15 protein-coding genes are annotated in these 18,082 nt (G+C 54.0%); 10 read left to right on the top strand and 5 right to left on the bottom strand.

Annotated features, from left to right (window positions below; all coding sequences use genetic code 11):
- The first annotated feature begins 308 nt into the window (after positions 1-308).
- On the top strand, positions 309-929 hold the full coding sequence (locus tag ABLU86_RS17025; RefSeq protein ID WP_072001148.1) for a histidine phosphatase family protein: 621 nt from the start codon (positions 309-311) through the stop codon (positions 927-929).
- Between the two features lie 322 nt (positions 930-1,251).
- On the top strand, positions 1,252-1,836 hold the full coding sequence (locus ABLU86_RS17020; protein ID WP_108418939.1) for a helix-turn-helix domain-containing protein: 585 nt from the start codon (positions 1,252-1,254) through the stop codon (positions 1,834-1,836).
- A gap of 19 nt (positions 1,837-1,855) precedes the next feature.
- On the opposite strand, the gene ABLU86_RS17015 is transcribed toward ABLU86_RS17020, so the two are convergent.
- Positions 1,856-2,299 carry an acetyltransferase gene (locus ABLU86_RS17015; protein ID WP_049035100.1) on the bottom strand — a complete coding sequence of 148 codons (444 nt, stop codon included), beginning with the start codon at positions 2,297-2,299 and terminating at the stop codon, positions 1,856-1,858.
- Positions 2,300-2,667: 368 nt separating this feature from the next.
- Complete coding sequence (locus ABLU86_RS17010) at positions 2,668-4,269, bottom strand: aldehyde dehydrogenase family protein (protein WP_348796352.1); 1,602 nt, start codon at positions 4,267-4,269, stop codon at positions 2,668-2,670.
- 278 nt (positions 4,270-4,547) lie between these two features.
- Between ABLU86_RS17010 and ABLU86_RS17005 the strand changes: the two genes are divergently transcribed.
- A complete protein-coding gene (locus ABLU86_RS17005; RefSeq protein ID WP_072259371.1) occupies positions 4,548-5,555 on the top strand; it encodes an AraC family transcriptional regulator in 1,008 nt (335 codons plus the stop codon).
- A gap of 216 nt (positions 5,556-5,771) precedes the next feature.
- On the opposite strand, the gene fdhF is transcribed toward ABLU86_RS17005, so the two are convergent.
- Both fdhF and ABLU86_RS16995 read right to left on the bottom strand, forming a co-directional pair.
- The gene (fdhF, locus tag ABLU86_RS17000; RefSeq protein WP_045366998.1) at positions 5,772-7,922 is read right to left on the bottom strand and encodes a formate dehydrogenase subunit alpha; all 2,151 of its coding nucleotides are present in this window, start codon (positions 7,920-7,922) and stop codon (positions 5,772-5,774) included.
- 244 nt (positions 7,923-8,166) lie between these two features.
- Positions 8,167-9,258: a malate/lactate/ureidoglycolate dehydrogenase gene (locus tag ABLU86_RS16995; protein ID WP_020079036.1), complete on the bottom strand. Its 1,092-nt coding sequence runs from the start codon at positions 9,256-9,258 to the stop codon at positions 8,167-8,169.
- 14 nt (positions 9,259-9,272) lie between these two features.
- On the opposite strand from ABLU86_RS16995, the gene ABLU86_RS16990 reads away from it, so the two are divergent.
- From ABLU86_RS16990 to ABLU86_RS16970, 5 genes are all read left to right on the top strand, one after another.
- On the top strand, positions 9,273-9,431 hold the full coding sequence (locus tag ABLU86_RS16990; protein WP_155953463.1) for a hypothetical protein: 159 nt from the start codon (positions 9,273-9,275) through the stop codon (positions 9,429-9,431).
- A 176-nt stretch (positions 9,432-9,607) separates the two neighbouring features.
- On the top strand, positions 9,608-10,135 hold the full coding sequence (locus tag ABLU86_RS16985; protein WP_071596086.1) for a DUF2778 domain-containing protein: 528 nt from the start codon (positions 9,608-9,610) through the stop codon (positions 10,133-10,135).
- A gap of 465 nt (positions 10,136-10,600) precedes the next feature.
- Positions 10,601-11,689 carry an ABC transporter substrate-binding protein gene (locus tag ABLU86_RS16980; protein WP_032707865.1) on the top strand — a complete coding sequence of 363 codons (1,089 nt, stop codon included), beginning with the start codon at positions 10,601-10,603 and terminating at the stop codon, positions 11,687-11,689.
- Positions 11,690-11,815: 126 nt separating this feature from the next.
- The gene (locus ABLU86_RS16975) at positions 11,816-13,585 is read left to right on the top strand and encodes an iron ABC transporter permease (protein WP_348796351.1); all 1,770 of its coding nucleotides are present in this window, start codon (positions 11,816-11,818) and stop codon (positions 13,583-13,585) included.
- Positions 13,578-14,648: an ABC transporter ATP-binding protein gene (locus ABLU86_RS16970; RefSeq protein WP_015366949.1), complete on the top strand. Its 1,071-nt coding sequence runs from the start codon at positions 13,578-13,580 to the stop codon at positions 14,646-14,648. Before ABLU86_RS16975 ends, ABLU86_RS16970 begins: the two co-directional genes overlap by 8 nt.
- 7 nt (positions 14,649-14,655) lie before the next feature.
- Here ABLU86_RS16970 and ABLU86_RS16965 read toward each other — a convergent pair whose 3' ends face one another.
- Positions 14,656-15,027, bottom strand: a complete 372-nt coding sequence (locus ABLU86_RS16965; RefSeq protein ID WP_020079032.1) for a VOC family protein — start codon at positions 15,025-15,027, stop codon at positions 14,656-14,658.
- Positions 15,028-15,538: 511 nt separating this feature from the next.
- On the opposite strand from ABLU86_RS16965, the gene ABLU86_RS16960 reads away from it, so the two are divergent.
- Together ABLU86_RS16960 and ABLU86_RS16955 are read left to right on the top strand one after the other, a co-directional pair.
- Entirely contained in the window at positions 15,539-16,288 is a 750-nt protein-coding gene (locus ABLU86_RS16960; protein ID WP_026612334.1) for a gluconate 2-dehydrogenase subunit 3 family protein, read from the top strand.
- Positions 16,289-16,290: 2 nt separating this feature from the next.
- Positions 16,291-18,075 (top strand): GMC family oxidoreductase, encoded by a 1,785-nt coding sequence (locus tag ABLU86_RS16955; protein ID WP_015366945.1) that lies wholly within the window; start codon positions 16,291-16,293, stop codon positions 18,073-18,075.
- Positions 18,076-18,082 lie beyond the last annotated feature (7 nt).

Below are 18,082 nucleotides of genomic sequence, written 5' to 3'. Positions count from 1 at the left end.
ATGGTTCAGCTGAGGCTACACAGATTGCACTACCTTTCGCTCAAATAGCAAGCAGCTTTCGGAACTAAAGAATCCACTTCTGGTCTATGGCGCGTTGCGCCGCTAAAGTTCTGTCCGCTTCGTGCCAAAAGCGGAAGTTAACTACGGATAAAATTCAGCGCCCCACACCCAGAGCCGCTGCATAACGGCAATAAGCTACACTTGTTCATTATTTCCACAACAGGAAAGCCTTCAGCTGCTTCAACGGTGTGTGTTTGACATCGCGCAGTTGGGACATTTTGATCAACAACGAGCATGGCCAGCTAACGATGAAATTGATACTTGTTCGACACGCAGAAACAGAGTGGAATTGGGAAGGAATTATTCAGGGGCACAGCGATAGCTCCTTGACCTGTCGGGGTTTGCGTGAAACATCCGTCCTACTAGCAGCGTTTAGTGCAAGTGAGTATCAAATAGAGCGTGTTTACGCTTCTCCGCTTGGGCGTGCCTGGCAAATGGGGCAAAGCCTGGCTGAACACTTTCATTGTTCACTGACGGCTGAACCGGCCCTTAAAGAGCAGGCCTTTGGTCAGTTTGAAGGTATGCCGTTAGAACTACTCAGACAAAAACATCCAAACTATGCAAATGCATTATTCAGGCTTGATGCAGAGTATTGTCCACCAGGGGGGGAGTCACTGGCGCATGCTTCTCAGCGAGTTATGCGTTTTTTACAAAACCTGGAAGATACCTCATCACATCAACAAACAATATGTATTGTGTCTCACGGGCATGTCAGTCAGGGCACTCTGGCAATTCTTAAAGAAGGGACTGTCGATAGTTTCCCTCGCTATGCTCATCCCAATGCAAGTTATTCTGTTATCGACCTGATTAATGGAAAATGTATTGGCCTAAAGTGGGGGATTGCTACACATTTACGTCACCTGAATTAGTGGCTACCTTCCAGGCATTGAAAACCCATCCTGCCAGAGTCATCATTATTTAAGCACAATGTTCACTCCTCGCTGTGAGTTCAACGGGTCGATGCAACGCTATCCTTAATCAAGGGGGGACGTTGCTATGAAACGAAGAACTCGGATTAACTTACCCGCGTTGTGCCGGATGCGGGCATCGCAAACTCATGCTCTTCTGATGACGTAGGTACTTAAAATGATTGTCCAGCTATTGAAACCGGACTTTTTCACACTGACACAATCAATGATTCCAGCCTAATTGAGGTAATGGCATAATCAGGCTGGCGAAAGTGAGGGTGAAATGGATAAAACAGCGAAAAATCAGATAGTAGATAGCGACATTGCACAGTTATTACTAAAGCACAGGAAAGCTCGTAACTGGACGGTAACGGAGCTTGCTCAACGCTCAGGCGTGAGCCAGGCGATGATTAGTAAGATTGAACGAGGCGTCTCCAGCCCCAGCGCGACTATCCTTAGTCGTTTAGCGAATGCCATGAATATTACGCTATCAAAACTTTTCGCCGAGCTTGAGGAACATCAGAATTCGCTGGTTCGTTTCGCTCACCAGCAGCAGCATTGGACAGATGAACAATCAGGCATTATTCGTTGGACATTGTCCCCGGCGGGCGCCAGTCCGGAACTGATAAAAGTTGAAATCCCTGCAATGGGTCAACTGACGATCCCCGCCTCCGCTATTGAGCATCTTTGCGGGCAAACACTTTGGATGCTGAGCGGCAACCTTGATTTTAGGGTCAATCATCAGACTCATCATTTGCAAGCGGGTGACTGTCTTGCTCTTACCTTTGCTGGCGAGTGCCAAATGACCAACCCGGATAGCGAACAGAGCTGTACATATATCGTTGCGTTTAGCCAAAAAAACAGATGATATTTCCCCTGCTAAACGGTTAGACGCCATTCCCTTTACGCAGGTGCAGCAGGGGATAAGGTCTTCCCTGACTATCCTGCCCGGAGCGCCCTGAAACCTGGAAGCCCATATGTTGATAAAACCCGACAGCCTGTTGGTTTTGTTCATTGACGTCGACGCTTAAATCAGGATGAAGAGCAAGGGCATGGGATATCAACTGTTTTCCGACGCCAAGCCCGCGAGCAGCAGCATCTACGAACAGGGCCTCCAGGTGACCATCATGTAAGAACATAAATCCGAGTGGCTGGTCTTCATCATTTGTCGCTACCCATACAGGGGTTTCCGAAAAAAAGCCGACCACCTCTTTTTCGATCTCTTGCCGGTCGTGAGCTGACAGAAAATCATGCGTAGCATCGACAGAACTTTTCCAAATTTGGATGATGTCTTCCGCTTCAGAAGGTCGTGACATTCTGATTTTTATCATCTTTTTTTCCTTAAAATGGACATGTTTTTGGGTAATAACCTACAAAATGAATCCACGTAATTTACTATGGTGTAATTAAATTCACAATAGTGAATGTGTCGTCAAGTCTATCGTTGCTAGACTCACTTTCAGGTGCAGAATGCCACGACCGGCGCTGGCCTGATAGCGCTCGAACTGGCGTACAAGCCGTTCGAGCACCACGATTTATTGTGGAAAGCCGCGATGAGTTCCGATTTATTGTTGTGGAGCTCACCCTATGCATGTCCTCAAGGTCACATTCACTGCTCAGGCTATGAAGCAGACTCGCTAGAAGATAGTCGAGTAAGGGGCAATGGATAATGCCTTTCAGGCCGATGCGTTCTACTGACTCAGAAATCTTTTTTACGGAAGCTATCGCGGATGGCGTCCCCCATCAGACAGGTCAGGTTCATCCAGGTAGGCTCGACTGCGAAATTCGCCATGTTTCCAGCCATATTGTCGAACGCTCGCTTGTTGGTATAGAGCATGTGCCCTGGTGACATAAACTTTGTCTCCATGATCGATTTCTCAACGTTCTCGTAATTGAGTAGGTTGCCAAAGTTGCCGCGACCAGAAACGAACGTCTTGCCTGCCTCATTTCCACCCCAGGTCAGATAGGGGTTGAGAAAAATGAAGGACGGCATGCTGTTGATGGCGACCGCACCATATTCCAGGTCAGACACCGCCTGCTCGAGTAATTTCTGATGGGCCTTTCTGGTGTCCTCATCGATAAGTATCGCACTGGCGAGCGTGCCAAGGAGCTGGGTGTTGGCGAACTTGACGGCGCCGGGGAGGAAGTGCGCGGCATTGGCTGGCAGGTCAAGCGGCACCTCAGCGAGCACCAGGCTGAACGCTTCATGTGAAGTGGCGTAGCCACCGGGCTCGACGTCTGTTAGTAATATGACATCGGAATGCGGATACTTGCCGCCCTCGGGGCTCAGTACTTCCGCATCGGGATAGGCCTGTCGAAAACCATCCACGACCTTGTCGGCGCCAGGGTAGTACATACCCATGGCCGGAGTAGTCTCCGAGATAGCGACCCGCAGCGCGTCGAGGAATTCCTTGCGCTGCGGCCAGTGCTTGCTTGTCACCAGAGTTTGGGGACGACCGCAGTTCGCGCCACCATTGAACTTCGCCATGGTGGCTATCTGCACTGCCTGGTGCTCAATTTCCTTCTTTGTCCATGGCCGGTCGCCCGGCACGATGATGCATGGGTTATTACCGCCGCATTCGGAGAGCAGCGGCGTCTCTGTCGCTGACATGATAGCCTCGGCCGTCGCGGTTCCACCAGTAAAGTAGATCCTGGAGAGGCGGGGGTCTACTGTCAGATCATGTCCCCGATCGGCATCGCAGAAGCTCAGAACGCGCCGATCAATCAGCGGCTGCATGATCTTTGCCCAAATCCTGTCGGTTTCTTCGTTCAGGTGATGCGGTTTGTGTACGACCGCACAGTTCTCGAAGAAGATCGCTTTCAACACCTCGAGCGCTGAGCTGTAGTTGCCTGCACCCAGCACGGCAATAATACCCGCGGGCTTTTCCATCGGATTGATTTGTTTCGGCGCGCCTTTCACACGGATGCGACTCTTCTGATCCGCGTACATCAACTTGTCCTTCCGCTCCTGCGGAAAGACATAAATGTCGTAGAGATCCTCACTCACTTTTTCCACGCTCAGCGGCTGTGGCATCTTGCCGTCGAGAATGGATTCATAAAGGATGATGGCTGCCGAGACGGTACTCGCCATAGGAACGACGGTAGCAACCTTAGACATTGGGTATGAAAAAAGAGGCGCACCGAGGATGTCATTCTTCATCTTGCTGTCGACGAAGGCGAGGTCATCACCGTACTTCTTCAGGTTTGCACGGACTTCCTCCAGCAGGCGCAAACGTTCTGCGGGAGATGTTGTGGTCCATTTTTGGGGATCCAGTTGGTCGATAGCTTCGGTAGCATTCATTGGAATTTCTCTATTGCTCAGATTGGACCGCCAGGACAGGTGGAACGTGTCCTGGCTGGTGCGATGTTTACATCTCACTATAGGAAGCAAGCCGCGACAACGCTCTGGCAATCCGCGCCAATTTTAATGCGAGAGATGCCAGCACAGGGAGTGAGTCGCGAATGTTACAGGTTGGCGCAACGTGCAGTCATTGTGGCGCGGTTTGAAGGGGGTTAAGCGCACGACTGCTCTATACTCTGAGCGTCGGTTGAATGAGCAATAGTGACGGAGTTCTGAAGGTGCAAAACAAAACTTTTCCCATGGATATTGGCTGGCTGGCAATACTGAAGGACTTAGGTGTTCAGCCTGGCCATGTATTACGTCGGGCCGGCCTTCCAGACGATTTACTCTCCCGTACAAGACAGGGGCTTTCTGGCGAAGACTATTTTCGTTTCTGGCGCGCTTTAGAGGCTGAGGCAAGTGATGCCATGTTTCCCTTACGCCTCGTCGAGACTCTCTCGGCTGATTCTTTCAACCCACCACTGTTCGCTGCCCTGTGCAGCGCGAATCTGGTACAGGCTTTGCAGCGCCTCGCCAAATACAAGCAACTGGTGGCGCCCATGAGCCTGGAAGTCAATACGGGTGACGCAGGCGAGCTGGTCGTGACACCTCGCTGGTTGTCGATACAAACCGAGGTACCTTACTCGCTGCAAGTGGCCGAGATTGCGTTTTTCGTGCGACTAGCCAGACTGGCTACCCGTGAGCACATTAAGGCGCATCGCGTTATCCTGCCGCAACTTCCGTCCAGTCGTTATCTCCGGCGTTACGAGAATTTCTTCGGCGTACCTGTGCAAAAGGGAGAGTATCCAGTTATCGCTTTCGCCGCTGTGGATGCTTTGCGTCCATTCCTGACGGTCAACGAAAGCATGTTTCACGCGTTCGAACCCGATCTTCGCCGACGGCTCAGTGAACTTGATTCGACGGCGTCGACGGCGGAACGCGTGCGTGCTGTCTTACTGGAGCTGTTGCCTGGTAACGCGGCTACCATTGAGAAGGCCGCGGAACGACTGGGCTTGAGTAAGCGTACGCTTCAACGTCGGCTTGAGGAGGAGGGGGAAAACTTTCGCGCCCTGGTCAATATGGTGCGGGAGAGCCTTGCCCGACACTACCTGGCAAATACCACGATGTCCGGCGCAGAGATCGCTTTCCTCCTTGGATTCGAAGATCCCAATTCCTTTTATCGCGCATTCCAGGGGTGGACTGGAAAAACACCTGACAGCGTCCGTCATGCCATGCGCTTGAATTGAGGAAAACACACCATGTCTAAACTTACCTAACAGGGGAAAGCCCTGTTTGCCGGCGTCCCCAGGACGGGTGGGCGGCTTTATACTTCAGTCCCTGCTGGCAGCTCCCTGAGCGGTACAAAAGATTTTCAGCTGTCCTGCCAAAGAAGACCTATTTTTATGTCAATCCGGTCAACGTCAGATATCAGGGAGAAGCTAAGCCTCTCCCTGAATTCACCCTCAGGCGTTAGCCGCCGCCTTTAACCGCGCCTTCATCAGGCTATAGGTCGTCCAGGCGTACCGTTCCGCCCAGTCCTGGTCGGCAATAGCCTCTACCTTCACCGCGCAGTACTTGGTTTCCGGGGTTTTCGAGATAGGATCCAGATTATCCTGGGTCAGCTCGTTACAGGCGCCGACCCACCACTGGTAGGTCATATACACCGCGCCGGGGTTGATTCGCTCGCTGAGATCGGCGCGAGTCATCACTTTGCCTCGCCGCGAACTCACCCATACCAGCTGACGATCGCCGATACCTGCCCGCTCGGCATCGGCAGGGTGCATCTGGATCCGGCCAGGTTCGTCCGCCAGCGACTGCAGCGCCGCGCAGTTGCCGGTCATTGAACGGCAGGAGTAATGGCCGACTTCGCGCACCGTGCAGAGCACCAGCGGGAAATCATCGTCCGGTGTTTCCGCCGGCGCGCGCCACGGCGCGGCGAACAGTTGCCCTTTGCCCGATGGAGTATCAAAGTGATTATCCTGATACAACCATGGCGTACCGGGGTGATCGAGCGTTGGGCACGGCCACTGCACGTGGCCCATATCGCCCATTTTCTCCCAGGTTACGCCGTAGAACAGCGGACAGAGTTCGCGCATTTCATCCCAGATTTGCTGGTTACTGGCGTAATGCATCGGATAGCCCATCTCGCTGGCCAGCAGGCTGATAATTTCCCAATCGCGTTTCACATTACCTGTGGGCGGAATAGCCTGTTCGAAACGCTGGAAGCCGCGGTCGGCGCAGGTAAAGACGCCGCCGTGCTCGCCCCAGGACGTCGCCGGCAGCAGCACGTCAGCCACTTCCGCCGTTTTGGTCATAAAAATATCCTGCACCACCACGAAATCCAGCGCTTCCATCCCTTTGCGTACCAGACCCAGATCGGCCTCGGTTTGCAGCGGATCCTCGCCCATGATGTAGTAGGCTTTGATTTCTCCCGCCAGCGCTTTATGCGGGACTTCGGTGATACGGGTGCCGATTTGCGTATCCATCAGCGCCGGATCGATGCCCCAGGCATTGGCGAATTTGGCGCGCACCGCGGCGTCGGTGACGTCCTGATAGCCCGGGAACTGGTTGGGTAACACCCCCATATCGCAGGCGCCCTGAACGTTATTTTGTCCACGGACCGGGCCGACGCCGACGTTAGCCCGCCCGAGGTTGCCGGTCAGCAGCGCGAGGCTGGCGAGACCGCGGACGACATCAACCGCCTGGCCAAACTGGGTTACGCCCATTCCCCACATAATGGTGGCGGAAGGGGCGGCGGCGAAGGTGCGCATCGCCCGGCGAATGGCCAGCGCCGGGACGCCGACCAGCGCTTCCACGGCTTCGGGAGAGTAGTCTTTCACCGCCTCACGATAGGCCTCAAGCCCTTCGGTATAACGCTCAACGTAATCGTGATTGTAGAGATCTTCTTCCAGCAGGACATAGGCGAAGGCGTTGACCAGCGCCATATTGCTGCCGTTGTTGAGCTGCAGATGCTGGTCGGCGATGCGGGCGGTTTCAATGCGCCGCGGATCGCAGACGATGATTTTCGCGCCGTTGTCGCGGGCTCTCAATACCCTTCGCGCCACGATAGGGTGAGAATCGGCGCAGTTATAGCCAAAGACCAGCAGACATTTTGAGTTCTCAATATCGCTTATCGAGTTGCTCATCGCGCCATTGCCGAGCGAAGCCTGCAGCCCGGCGACCGACGGCCCGTGGCAAACGCGGGCGCAGCAGTCGACGTTATTGGTATTGAGTACCGCACGGGCGAATTTCTGCATCACGTAATTGGTTTCATTCCCCGTGCCGCGGGACGATCCGGTGGTCATGATGGCGCGTGGGCCATATTTGGCCTTGATCTCGCGGAGCTTAGCGGCGGTGTAGCGAATCGCTTCTTCCCAACTGACCGGGGTGAATGGGCCGCCTTTCTGATAACGAATCATCGGCTGCTTCAGGCGAGGTGTGAGAAGCTGCGTGTCATTGAGGAAATCCCAGCCGTAGTAGCCTTTCAGGCATAGCTGGTTTTGATTGGTGACGCCGTCGGCGGCCTCGGCGCGAATGATTTTATCATTTTCGACAACCAATTTGAGTTTACAACCCGCCCCGCAATAGGGGCACACGCTGGTAATTTTATTCATCAGTAACAGACCTGTTAACAGTGAAGATAGGGCGATAGCGCGCCGGGCCCGGCAGGCTACCGTCAGCAAACGCGCGACGTCGATCGTCGTGCGATGCAAATCGATTGCATAATGCGTGCCAAAGTGAAGATAGCGCTGATTACGCGGGATGAAGGTGATGAAGACGCGGGAAAATCATGGATGTCGTCATAAGTGACGATGACGCGGGACGCCGTTGCTGACGATCGCCCCGCGGGGATTGAGGTTAAGCGTTGACTTCCATGTTCTGCTGCAGTTGGTTCAACGTCTCCTGCGACATCCCGGCCTGCCGCGCGGCGGCGCAGATCGCCTGCCAGCTACTGGCATCGAGCGGAATACCGTTTGCCAGCCGCTGCTGACGATTGGCCGCTTCCCACTCACCCGGCGCCAGAATAGGTGTATCGGCATCGTGCGGCGACTGTTTACACCAGTCGATAAAGGCCTCGGTTTCGCGCTGCATCTGCGGTGCATCGAAGGCTTCGGGGCTAAGGATAATGGTGGTCATGCAGTTGAAGATGGCGTCGACGCAGCCCTGCAGGCTGTCCTGGTGGGTCGTTTGCCCGCCTGAGACCGCGCCGCCGAGTACCTCGCACAGCGTCGCCAGGGCATAGCCTTTATGTTGGGCAAAGGTGAGCAGGGCGCCAAGCGGTGAGGTCTGCATCACCGCCGGATCGGTGGTCGGCTCGCCGCGAGAATCAATCAATGAGCCGGCGGGCACCGCTTCACCTTTATGCCATGCGACGCGGGTTTTGCCAAAAGCGATGGCGCTGGTGGCGTAATCGAGCAGCAGCGGCGGGTGGCCTTCACGCGGGAAGACCACGCAGAGCGGGTTAGTGCCGAAGCGGCTATCTTTGCCACGAAATGGCGCCACCATCGGATCGCCGACGACGCTGACGAAATGAATGGATATTAACCCCTGGGCCGCACACTGTTCCGCCCAGTAACCGATTCGCCCGATATGGTGAGCATTGCGCAGCGCTACCGCCGCGAGGCCGTGCTGTTTGGCTTTTTCAATCCCCAACTGCATGGCTTCATGGGCAACGACCTGACCGAAGCCGGCGTTACCGTCAAGGGTGACGACGGCGCCGGCGTCTTTCATCACGCTGGCATGGCGGTTAAGCTGCAAAAATCCTTCGCTATGGGATTTTACGTAACTCGGGATCATGCCGACGCCGTGCGAATCGTGTCCGGCAAGGTTGGCGGCGATCAGGTGGTCTGCGACCAGCGCGGCTTCGGTTGATGTACTGCCCAGCTGCGTGAACAGGGTGGTGACGAAGTGGTGTAGCTCCGTGGGGCGAAAGCGATGTCCTGTAGGCACGGATAGTCTCCTCGATGTATGTTGTTGTTTTGTTGCGTTTGCCGTTCCATGCTGCGCCGCAAGGCGCAGAAGATCAAGGCGATAAATATCTCTCACTGAATAGGGAGATTATTGGCATGGTTCATTTTGACGAAACCGCCCGGCAAAATGGTTTTGAATGTAATATTAGGTGAATATGTAAAAGGTACATTTATTATTGTCAGAAGTAAATTTAATATTACTCTGAATAGCGTTATGTGATGGTTTTTTATTTGAGCAATTTTATTGTGATGGAGCGATAAAAGAGGTATCGTATTGATTCCGTTCAGTTGATGTAATAAATACCAAGCCTGATAGAATAAGGGAATACATGCAAATAATGAGGATGACATACGATAATTTCGATAAAGATGGATACGCAATCCTGCATGTTTATGGCGTTGGTAACTACAGAGTTTTTAGCGGTCAAAATCCATATACTAATCTTGCCAACTGTGCATTTCGACCGAATAGTGCCATACCAGTCGGGAAATATTGGATAGTAGATCGGCCTGTTGGGTCGAGGACTAATCAGTTTAGAGCGTGGGTAGGGGATCTGATAACAGGCAATGACCACAGTGAATGGTTTGGGTTATTTAGCGCTCAAACGATGACTGATAGTATTTTGATTAATGGGGTCTTAAGAGGTAGTTTCCGACTTCATCCTTTAAGGCCAGATGGAGGCGGTCTGTCGCAAGGTTGTATAACATTTGTGGATAGAAATGATTTTTATATTGTTAGGCAAACATTATTGAGAACATCTAAAGTGAAAGTACCGGGTTCTCGATCGGGTTTATTGGCTTATGGTTACGTAGATGTTCAGGGGAGCCGAGACTATGCCAGTTGTGAAGTACATTAAGAATTCATTACTATTTGCGGTATGTTTTCTTTTTGCCTTATGGCTTAGCAGCTATGGTAAACCTCTAAATGGCATCACGCTTTGGGTGATAGATCATACCTGGTGCCTATTTAACTCCCGTCTCAGTCAACCATATGAATCAGGAGCAGATCCCATTTCTTTTATTACCATCCTGGTAATGGCGCTGCTGTATGCGCTGCTCCTGTTTTTCTTTATTCGAATGGTCCTGAAGAAATGCAAATAAAGGCTTTGCCATTGGCGGTAATCGCTTCGTGACGCTGCGGCATTAATCTGTGACCTCGCTCGCTGTTTTCTCTATTCGCTGAATAAACTCCATAAACACCACTTTTTAAACTACACCACTGTCACAAAAGCCATAAAAACCCTTCCCCCAGCGTTGCAGAGGGGGTTGTAGCACTATATGTTAAATTTGTGTTTAATTATTGATGCTTAAGGGTTGATTTTATGTATAAGAAAATCGGCGGTTTAGTGGTTTCACTGACGACAGTCTTCTCGTACTCCGCGCTGGCGGAGCTGCCGCAGGGCTACCCGGCAGATTATCAAAAAGTCGTTGATGCCGGGGTGAAAGAGGGCAAAGTCGTGGTTTATTCCACAACGGACACCAAAGCGGCAGGGCCGTTAATTAAAGGCTTTGAAGCGCAATATCCTGGGATTAAAGTTGAATATAACGATATGAACAGCACCGAGCTGTACAACCGTTATATTAGTGAACAAGCCGCCGGCGGCGGTAGCGGCGACGTGGTGTGGAGCTCTTCTATGGACACGGCGCTGAAATTAGCCACCGATTATGCGCAAGAGTATGCTTCACCAGAAGTTGGCAAGCTGCCGAAATGGGCGGTCTGGCAGCAAAAAGCCTACGGCACAACCTATGAGCCGGTGGTCTTTATCTATAACAAACGGCTGATCCCACAAAATGAAGTGCCGGATTCACATACCGCATTGGCCAAACTTATCGCCGGGCAGGCTGATAAATTTAAAGGCAAAGTCACCACCTACGATATCGAGAAATCGGGGCTTGGTTTTATGCTGGCGGTGCAGGATAGCAAGGCTGACGGCAATTACTTTGCCGACCTGGCGAATATCGCCAAAGGCGGCCTGACGGTGCAATCCTCTACCGGCACCATGATGGAGCGCGTCTCCTCCGGTGAAAACCTGATCGGCTATAACATCCTCGGCTCCTATGCCGAAGCGCGCGCTAAAACCGACCCGTCATTAGGCATCGCCTATCCGAAAGACTACGTGCTGGTGCTGTCCCGCGTCTCATTTATCACTGCGGAAGCAGGGCATCCTAATGCGGCGAAACTGTGGTTCGACTATGTACTGTCGGAAAAAGGGCAAACGATTCTTGCCTCTCAGGGCGATATCCCGTCAATTCGCAACGACATTGAAGGTAAAAATGATATCGACGGGATGACGAAATTACTGGGCAATGCGCTGAAGCCGATTCCGGTGGATGAAAGCCTGCTGCAATATCTGCAACCCAAACAGCGTCTGGAATTTATTAAGCAATGGCGTGCCGCTGCTGCGAAATAAAGTAATTACCTGTGAAACTTCCCCCTGGAATGTATCCGGGGGAATGATCGTATCAGTATTCAGTAAATAAGTACTCATTATCTCTTCTTGATAATTTATCTCTGCACTTTGCCAGGGGAATTAAAGATGAACATTTTACGCAGAAAGTGGCAAGGGCTACCGCGTGGCATGGTGGTATTGATAGCGGCACTCGTCATTTACGTTCCGCTATTATTTATCGTGGCGCAAAGTTTTCTTTCCGCACCATTTTTTGCCCGCTCGAAAGAGTGGAGCCTCGAAGCCTTCGGCTTTATTTTTACCGACCCGGATTTTTACCTGGCCTTACGCTCCGGATTTATCCTCGCTTTTGGTCTGGTCATTATCGCGATTCCGCTGGGCGGCATTCTGGCCTTTTTAATGGTACGTACCGATTTACCCGGCAGGCGCTTTATTGAGCCGCTGATCCTGGTGCCGATTTTCGTCTCGCCGATGGTGCTGGGCTTTGGTTACGTGGTGGCCGCCGGGCCGGTCGGTTTCCTGTCGCAGTGGGCGCAGGCGTGGCTTGGTTTTGTGCCGTGGAATATCTACTCGATGTTTAGCATCGTGGTAATCGCCGGTTTAACGCACGTCCCGCATGCCTATCTTTATATCTCCTCGGCGCTGCGCAGCGTCGGTTCGGATGTGGAAGAGGCGGCGCGTACCGTCGGCGCCACGCCGCTGCAGGTGATGACCTCGGTGAGCCTGCCGATGGTACGCCCGTCCATCCTCTACGCCTGCGTGCTGCTGTTCTTCCTCGGCCTTGAGGTCTTTGGCCTGATGCTGGTGCTCGGCGATCCGGAAGGCAACATGGTGCTGGCGACCTATCTCTATAAGTTGACTAATAAACTGGGAACGCCTTCTTACCATCTGATGGCGGCGGTCGCGGTAGTGTTAATCTGCATTACCATTCCGCTGGTGATGTTGCAGCGCCGGTTGATGCTTACCGCCAATCGCTTCGTGACCATGAAAGGTAAAGCGTCGCAGTCGCGCGCCTTGCCGCTGGGGAAATGGCGTTGGGTCGCGGGCGCGGTCGTGGTGGCGTGGCTGACGGTAACCATCGGCGTCCCGCTACTGGGTGTGGCGCTACGGGCCTTTATTTCCAATTGGGGCGTTGGCGTTTCGCTATGGGATGAGCTGTCGCTGGCGACTTTCCGCAACATCTGGCAGCAGCCGAACCTGCTGCGGGCGATCGTCAACTCGATGGCGATCGGGATTATCGGCGGCGCACTGGCGGTGGTCTGCTATCTGTTTGTCGGTATCGCCATGCACCGTAAACCGGATAACGTCACGCGCTTTCTCGACTACAGCGTGCTGGTACCGCGCGCGGTGCCGGGCCTGTTGGCCGGTCTGGCGTTTCTGTGGGTGTTTCTGTTTGTGCCGATGTGGCTCGATCAGTCATTGAAAAACGGCTGGCTCTCGACGCTGCCGGTCGCCGACTGGCTGCGCGAACACCTTATCGTGCAATTGCGCGCGCTGCGCAACACCATTTTCAGCGTCTGGTTGGCCTATACGGTGGTGTGGATGGCCTACGGCCTGCGCCTTATCTCATCAACGCTGCTGCAGGTGGCGCCGGAGCTGGAGGAGGCCGCGCGTAGCACCGGCGCCTCTCGCGGGCAAATCACCCGCCACGTCACCGTTCCGCTGGCGCGCTACGGGCTTATCGGCTCCTGGCTGCTGATGTTCCTGATCTTTGAACGCGAATATTCAACCGGCGTTTATTTGTTGTCGCCAGGCACCGAAACGATCGGGTCGATGCTGGTCTCTCTGTGGGCGGCGGGCGCCATTGATATCGTCGCGGCGCTATCGTTTATCAATATTCTGCTGGTGGTAGTCGGTCTGGGTATCGCCCTGCGCTTTGGAGTGAAATTACATGATTGAGTTATCGGTAGACAATCTGCATCTGACCTATGGCGACAACCCGGTGCTGAAAGGGGTGTCGATGGAGCTCAAACGCGGGGAAGTGGTGTCGCTGCTTGGCCCTTCAGGTAGCGGGAAAACCACGCTGTTGCGCGCGGTCGCCGGGCTGGAGAAACCGACCGCCGGGCGGATCACCATCGGCAATAACGTGGTTTATGACGGCAGTCCGCGTAGCGAGATCCCGGCGGAAGAGCGTAATCTCGGGCTGGTGTTCCAGTCCTACGCCCTGTGGCCGCATAAAACGGTATTCGACAACGTGGCCTATCCGCTGAAACTGCGTAAGGTGGCCAGCGGCGAGATTAAACAGCGGGTGCAGAGCGTTCTCGAGCAGCTAGGTCTGGGACATCTCGGTAATCGGCATCCGCATCAGCTTTCCGGCGGCCAGCAGCAGCGCGTGGCCATAGGACGGGCGCTGGTCTATAACCCACCGGTTATTCTGCTGGATGAGCCGCTATCTAACCTCGACGCCAAGCTGCGCGAAGAGGCGCGGGTATTCCTGCGCGAGCTCATTATTAAGCTGGGCCTGTCGGCGCTGATGGTCACCCACGATCAGAATGAAGCGATGGCGATCTCCGATCGCATTTTGTTGCTTAACAACGGCGTGATTGAACAGCAGGGGACGCCGCAGGAGATGTACGGCAATCCGGCCACCCTGTTTGCCGCCGAGTTTATGGGCAGTAATAACCGCCTGCACGGTAAGGTGACGGCGCTGGAGGACGGACGCGCGCGAGTTGAAGGCGCCAGCTGGGCGCTATGGGGCCGCGCGGGCGAGGGGGTCAGCGTCGGTCAGCCGGCGACGGCGGTGATCCGCGTCGAACGGCTGCGCCTTGACTGCTCGCCGCAGGATAACAGCCTGGAACTTCCGCTGCTGACCAGCATGTACCTCGGCGATCGGTGGGAATATCTGTTCCGCACCGAGGGCGATGACTTTGCCATCCGCGCCTACGGCACGGCCCTGCGTGATGCCGAACATTGTCATCTGACGCTGCCCGCGGATGATGTGTGGATTTTTCCGCAGCGATAAACTTTGCTCAGGGCGCCAGATGACACACCGCTTCGATATTGTGTCCATCTGGCGCAATGACAAAGGCGGCGTAGTAATTGGCGTGGTAATTAGGTCGTAATCCCGGCGCGCCGTTATCCTTGCCTCCGGCGGCCAGCGCCGCGTGCCAGAAGGCGTCAACCTGCTCGCGGCTGTCGGCGCAAAAGGCGATATGCAGCGGTGCGGGTTTATCTTCGCTTTGATAGAGGCATAAAGAGGCATCGTTCGCTCCGGCTAACTCCGCACCGTAAGCTGGCTCGCCTTCGCCTGCCAGCGTCACGCCGAGCGGCGCCAGCGCCTGTAAAAAGAATGCCTTGCTCGCGGCATAATCACTGACGCCAAATTTGACATGATCGAACATAAATTCTCCTTGTGGTTGGGAATATCTGTACGACATCACCGTGTCGTTAAATTGATAAGGGAACCAGTATCGATTTAATTAACAACGGTGATTAACTAATTTAACAGCTCGAATTGTTTAATTATTCATTAAGCGAGTATTTACAGGTGCTTAATCTGCCATGTACCATAAACAAAAAATAACAAATGTGATACATATCACCCTTTATTGGCGCTTTGGTAAAACCAAAGGCGCGAAATTTCCGCATGACTTACCGCACTCAGGTTATTAAATGCCCGATCTTATCGTGACAACCCGGTGAATATTTGCGCCATTTTCCCGCGTTGCGTTGAGAATCGTCTAATATCCAAACGATAACCCTATAAATCTTATCGCTATTGGCGATTTATTGTACGTCTTATTGGCCAAAGCCAGACGGTCTGTTTCGCAACAGTTCAATGGTATCGGTACCAGAGCGGGATTTGCTGGGCTTGTAAGCGACAAAACAGTATTTTTAATTGACAGGAATGTGATTATGTCGAGCGAGAAAACCAACAATTCAAGGCGTGATTTTTTAGTAAAATCAATGGCCTTGATTCCAACGGTAGTCATCGGCGGCGGCAGCGTGGGCGCCATTGGCGTGGCGGCGAGCGCCACGGCACAGGCGGCCTCCGCACCTTCAGCCGGTGGCAACGCGACATCCAGCGACTGGAAGCCGCAATTCTTCAACGATCGCGAGTGGCTGTTTATCAACGCCGCCGTCGCTCGCTTAATCCCGGCCGATGAACTCGGTCCCGGCGCCAAAGAGGCCGGTGTGCCGGAGTTTATCGACCGCCAGCTTAACACCCCTTATGCCACCGGTTCCATCTGGTATATGCAGGGGCCATTTAACCCCGACGTGCCGAAAGAGATGGGCTACCAGCTGCCGCTGGTTCCAAAACAGATTTATAACCTCGGTATCGCCGATGCCGAAGAGTGGTGTCAAAACCAGTATCACAAGAGCTTTGCTGAACTGAGCGGCGAACAGCAGGATGAGGCGCTCGGTCTGTGGGAATCCGGCAAGGCGCAGTTCAAACAGCTCCCGGCCTCGCTGTTTTTCTCCTATCTGTTGCAAAACACCCGCGAAGGCTTCTTCAGCGACCCTATCCATGGCGGCAATAAAGGCATGGTCGGCTGGACGCTGATTAATTTTCCCGGCGCGCGCGCCGACTTTATGGACTGGGTTGAACGAGGCGAACGCTATCCCTTCCCGCCGGTATCAATTAATGGGGAGAGGGCGTAATCATGGCGACCGTATTGAAAAAAACCGATGTGGCGATCGTTGGCTTTGGCTGGGTTGGCGCGATCATGGCCAAAGAGCTGACGGAAGCGGGGCTCAACGTCGTCGCGCTGGAGCGCGGCCCGATGCGCGATACCTGGCCGGACGGCGCTTATCCGCAGGTTATCGATGAGCTGACCTATAACATCCGCCGCAAGCTGTTCCAGGATCTCTCTAAAAGCACGGTGACGATTCGTCACAACACCAGCCAGCAGGCGGTACCCTATCGCCAACTGGCCGCCTTCCTGCCGGGCACCGGCGTTGGCGGCGCGGGTCTGCACTGGTCCGGCGTGCATTTCCGCGTCGATCCGATCGAACTGCGTATGCGCAGCCATTATGAAGAGCGTTACGGCAAAAACTTCATTCCCCAGGATATGATCATCCAGGATTTCGGCGTCACCTACGACGAACTGGAACCGTTCTTCGATAAAGCGGAAAAAGTCTTTGGCACCTCTGGTACCGCCTGGTCGGTTAAAGGGAAGGTTGTCGGTAAAGGCCGCGGCGGTAACGCCTTTGCGCCGGATCGCTCGGACGATTTCCCGCTACCGGCGCAGAAAAATACCTGGTCGGCGCAGCTGTTTGAAAAAGCGGCGCTGGAAGTGGGCTATCATCCCTATAACCTGCCTTCCGCAAACACCTCCGACTCCTATACCAACCCGTATGGCGCGCAGATGGGGCCGTGTAACTTCTGCGGTTTCTGCAGCGGCTACGCCTGCTACATGTATTCGAAAGCCTCGCCGAACGTTAACATTCTGCCGGCGCTGCGCCAGGAAAAACGCTTTGAACTGCGTACCAACGCCAACGTACTGAAGGTCAATCTGACCGACGATAAATCCCGCGCCACCGGTGTGACCTATGTCGACGGTCAGGGCCGTGAAATGGAACAGCCGGCGGATCTGGTGATTATCGGCGCCTTCCAGTTCCATAACGTGCATCTGATGCTGCTTTCCGGGATCGGTAAACCGTACAATCCTGAGACGGGCGAAGGGGTGGTCGGACGTAACTTCGCCTATCAGAACATGACCACTATCAAGGCCATTTTCGATAAAGATACCTTCACCAACCCGTTCATCGGCGCGGGCGGCAACGGCGTCGGCGTCGATGACTTCAACGCCGATAACTTCGATCACGGCGCGGCAGGCTTCGTTGGCGGTTCGCCGTTCTGGGTCAACCAGGCGGGGACTAAACCGATCTCCGGCGTGCCGGTGCCTCCGGGTACCCCGGCGTGGGGCAGTAAATGGAAATCGGCGGTGGCCGACACCTACACGCACCACCTGTCGATGGATGCCCACGGCGCGCATCAGTCCTATCGGCAGAACTATCTCGATCTCGATCCGAACTACAAAAACGTCTTTGGTCAGCCGCTGCTGCGCATGACCTTCGACTGGCAGGAAAACGACATCAAGATGGCGCAGTTTATGTTCGATAAGATGGCGCCGATCGCCAAAGCGATGAAGCCGAAATATATGCTCGGCAGCCCGAAAAACGCCAATAGCCACTTTGACACCACCAGCTACCAGACCACCCATATGAACGGCGGCGCGGTGATGGGCGAAGATCCGAAAACCAGTGCAGTGAACCGTTATCTGCAGAGCTGGGACGTGCATAACGTCTTCGTCATCGGCGCTTCCGCTTTCCCACAGGGGCTGGGCTACAACCCGACGGGGACCGTTGCCGCGCTGGCCTACTGGTCGGCGAAGGCTATCCGCGAACAGTACCTGAGAAATCCGGGTCCATTGGTGCAGGCATAAGGGAAAG

Source organism: Klebsiella sp. JN_Kp121, from assembly GCF_040062145.1.
GTDB classification, from domain to species: Bacteria; Pseudomonadota; Gammaproteobacteria; order Enterobacterales; family Enterobacteriaceae; genus Klebsiella; species Klebsiella aerogenes.
Note: the sequence above shows the minus strand (reverse complement) of the source record. Positions and strands in the feature narration are given on the sequence as shown.

Excerpts from the sequence above, each read along its gene's own strand:
- ABLU86_RS16970 (WP_015366949.1), top strand. The coding sequence starts at position 13,578 with ATGATTGAGTTATCGGTAGACAATCTGCATCTGACCTATGGCGACAAC.
- ABLU86_RS16955 (WP_015366945.1), top strand. The coding sequence starts at position 16,291 with ATGGCGACCGTATTGAAAAAAACCGATGTGGCGATCGTTGGCTTTGGC.
- ABLU86_RS16980 (WP_032707865.1), top strand. The coding sequence starts at position 10,601 with ATGTATAAGAAAATCGGCGGTTTAGTGGTTTCACTGACGACAGTCTTC.
- ABLU86_RS16975 (WP_348796351.1), top strand. The coding sequence starts at position 11,816 with ATGAACATTTTACGCAGAAAGTGGCAAGGGCTACCGCGTGGCATGGTG.
- fdhF (WP_045366998.1), bottom strand. The coding sequence starts at position 7,922 with ATGAATAAAATTACCAGCGTGTGCCCCTATTGCGGGGCGGGTTGTAAA.
- ABLU86_RS16965 (WP_020079032.1), bottom strand. The coding sequence starts at position 15,027 with ATGTTCGATCATGTCAAATTTGGCGTCAGTGATTATGCCGCGAGCAAG.
- ABLU86_RS17010 (WP_348796352.1), bottom strand. The coding sequence starts at position 4,269 with ATGAATGCTACCGAAGCTATCGACCAACTGGATCCCCAAAAATGGACC.
- ABLU86_RS17020 (WP_108418939.1), top strand. The coding sequence starts at position 1,252 with ATGGATAAAACAGCGAAAAATCAGATAGTAGATAGCGACATTGCACAG.
- ABLU86_RS17015 (WP_049035100.1), bottom strand. The coding sequence starts at position 2,299 with ATGATAAAAATCAGAATGTCACGACCTTCTGAAGCGGAAGACATCATC.
- ABLU86_RS16985 (WP_071596086.1), top strand. The coding sequence starts at position 9,608 with ATGCAAATAATGAGGATGACATACGATAATTTCGATAAAGATGGATAC.
- ABLU86_RS16990 (WP_155953463.1), top strand. The coding sequence starts at position 9,273 with ATGTATGTTGTTGTTTTGTTGCGTTTGCCGTTCCATGCTGCGCCGCAA.
- ABLU86_RS17025 (WP_072001148.1), top strand. The coding sequence starts at position 309 with ATGAAATTGATACTTGTTCGACACGCAGAAACAGAGTGGAATTGGGAA.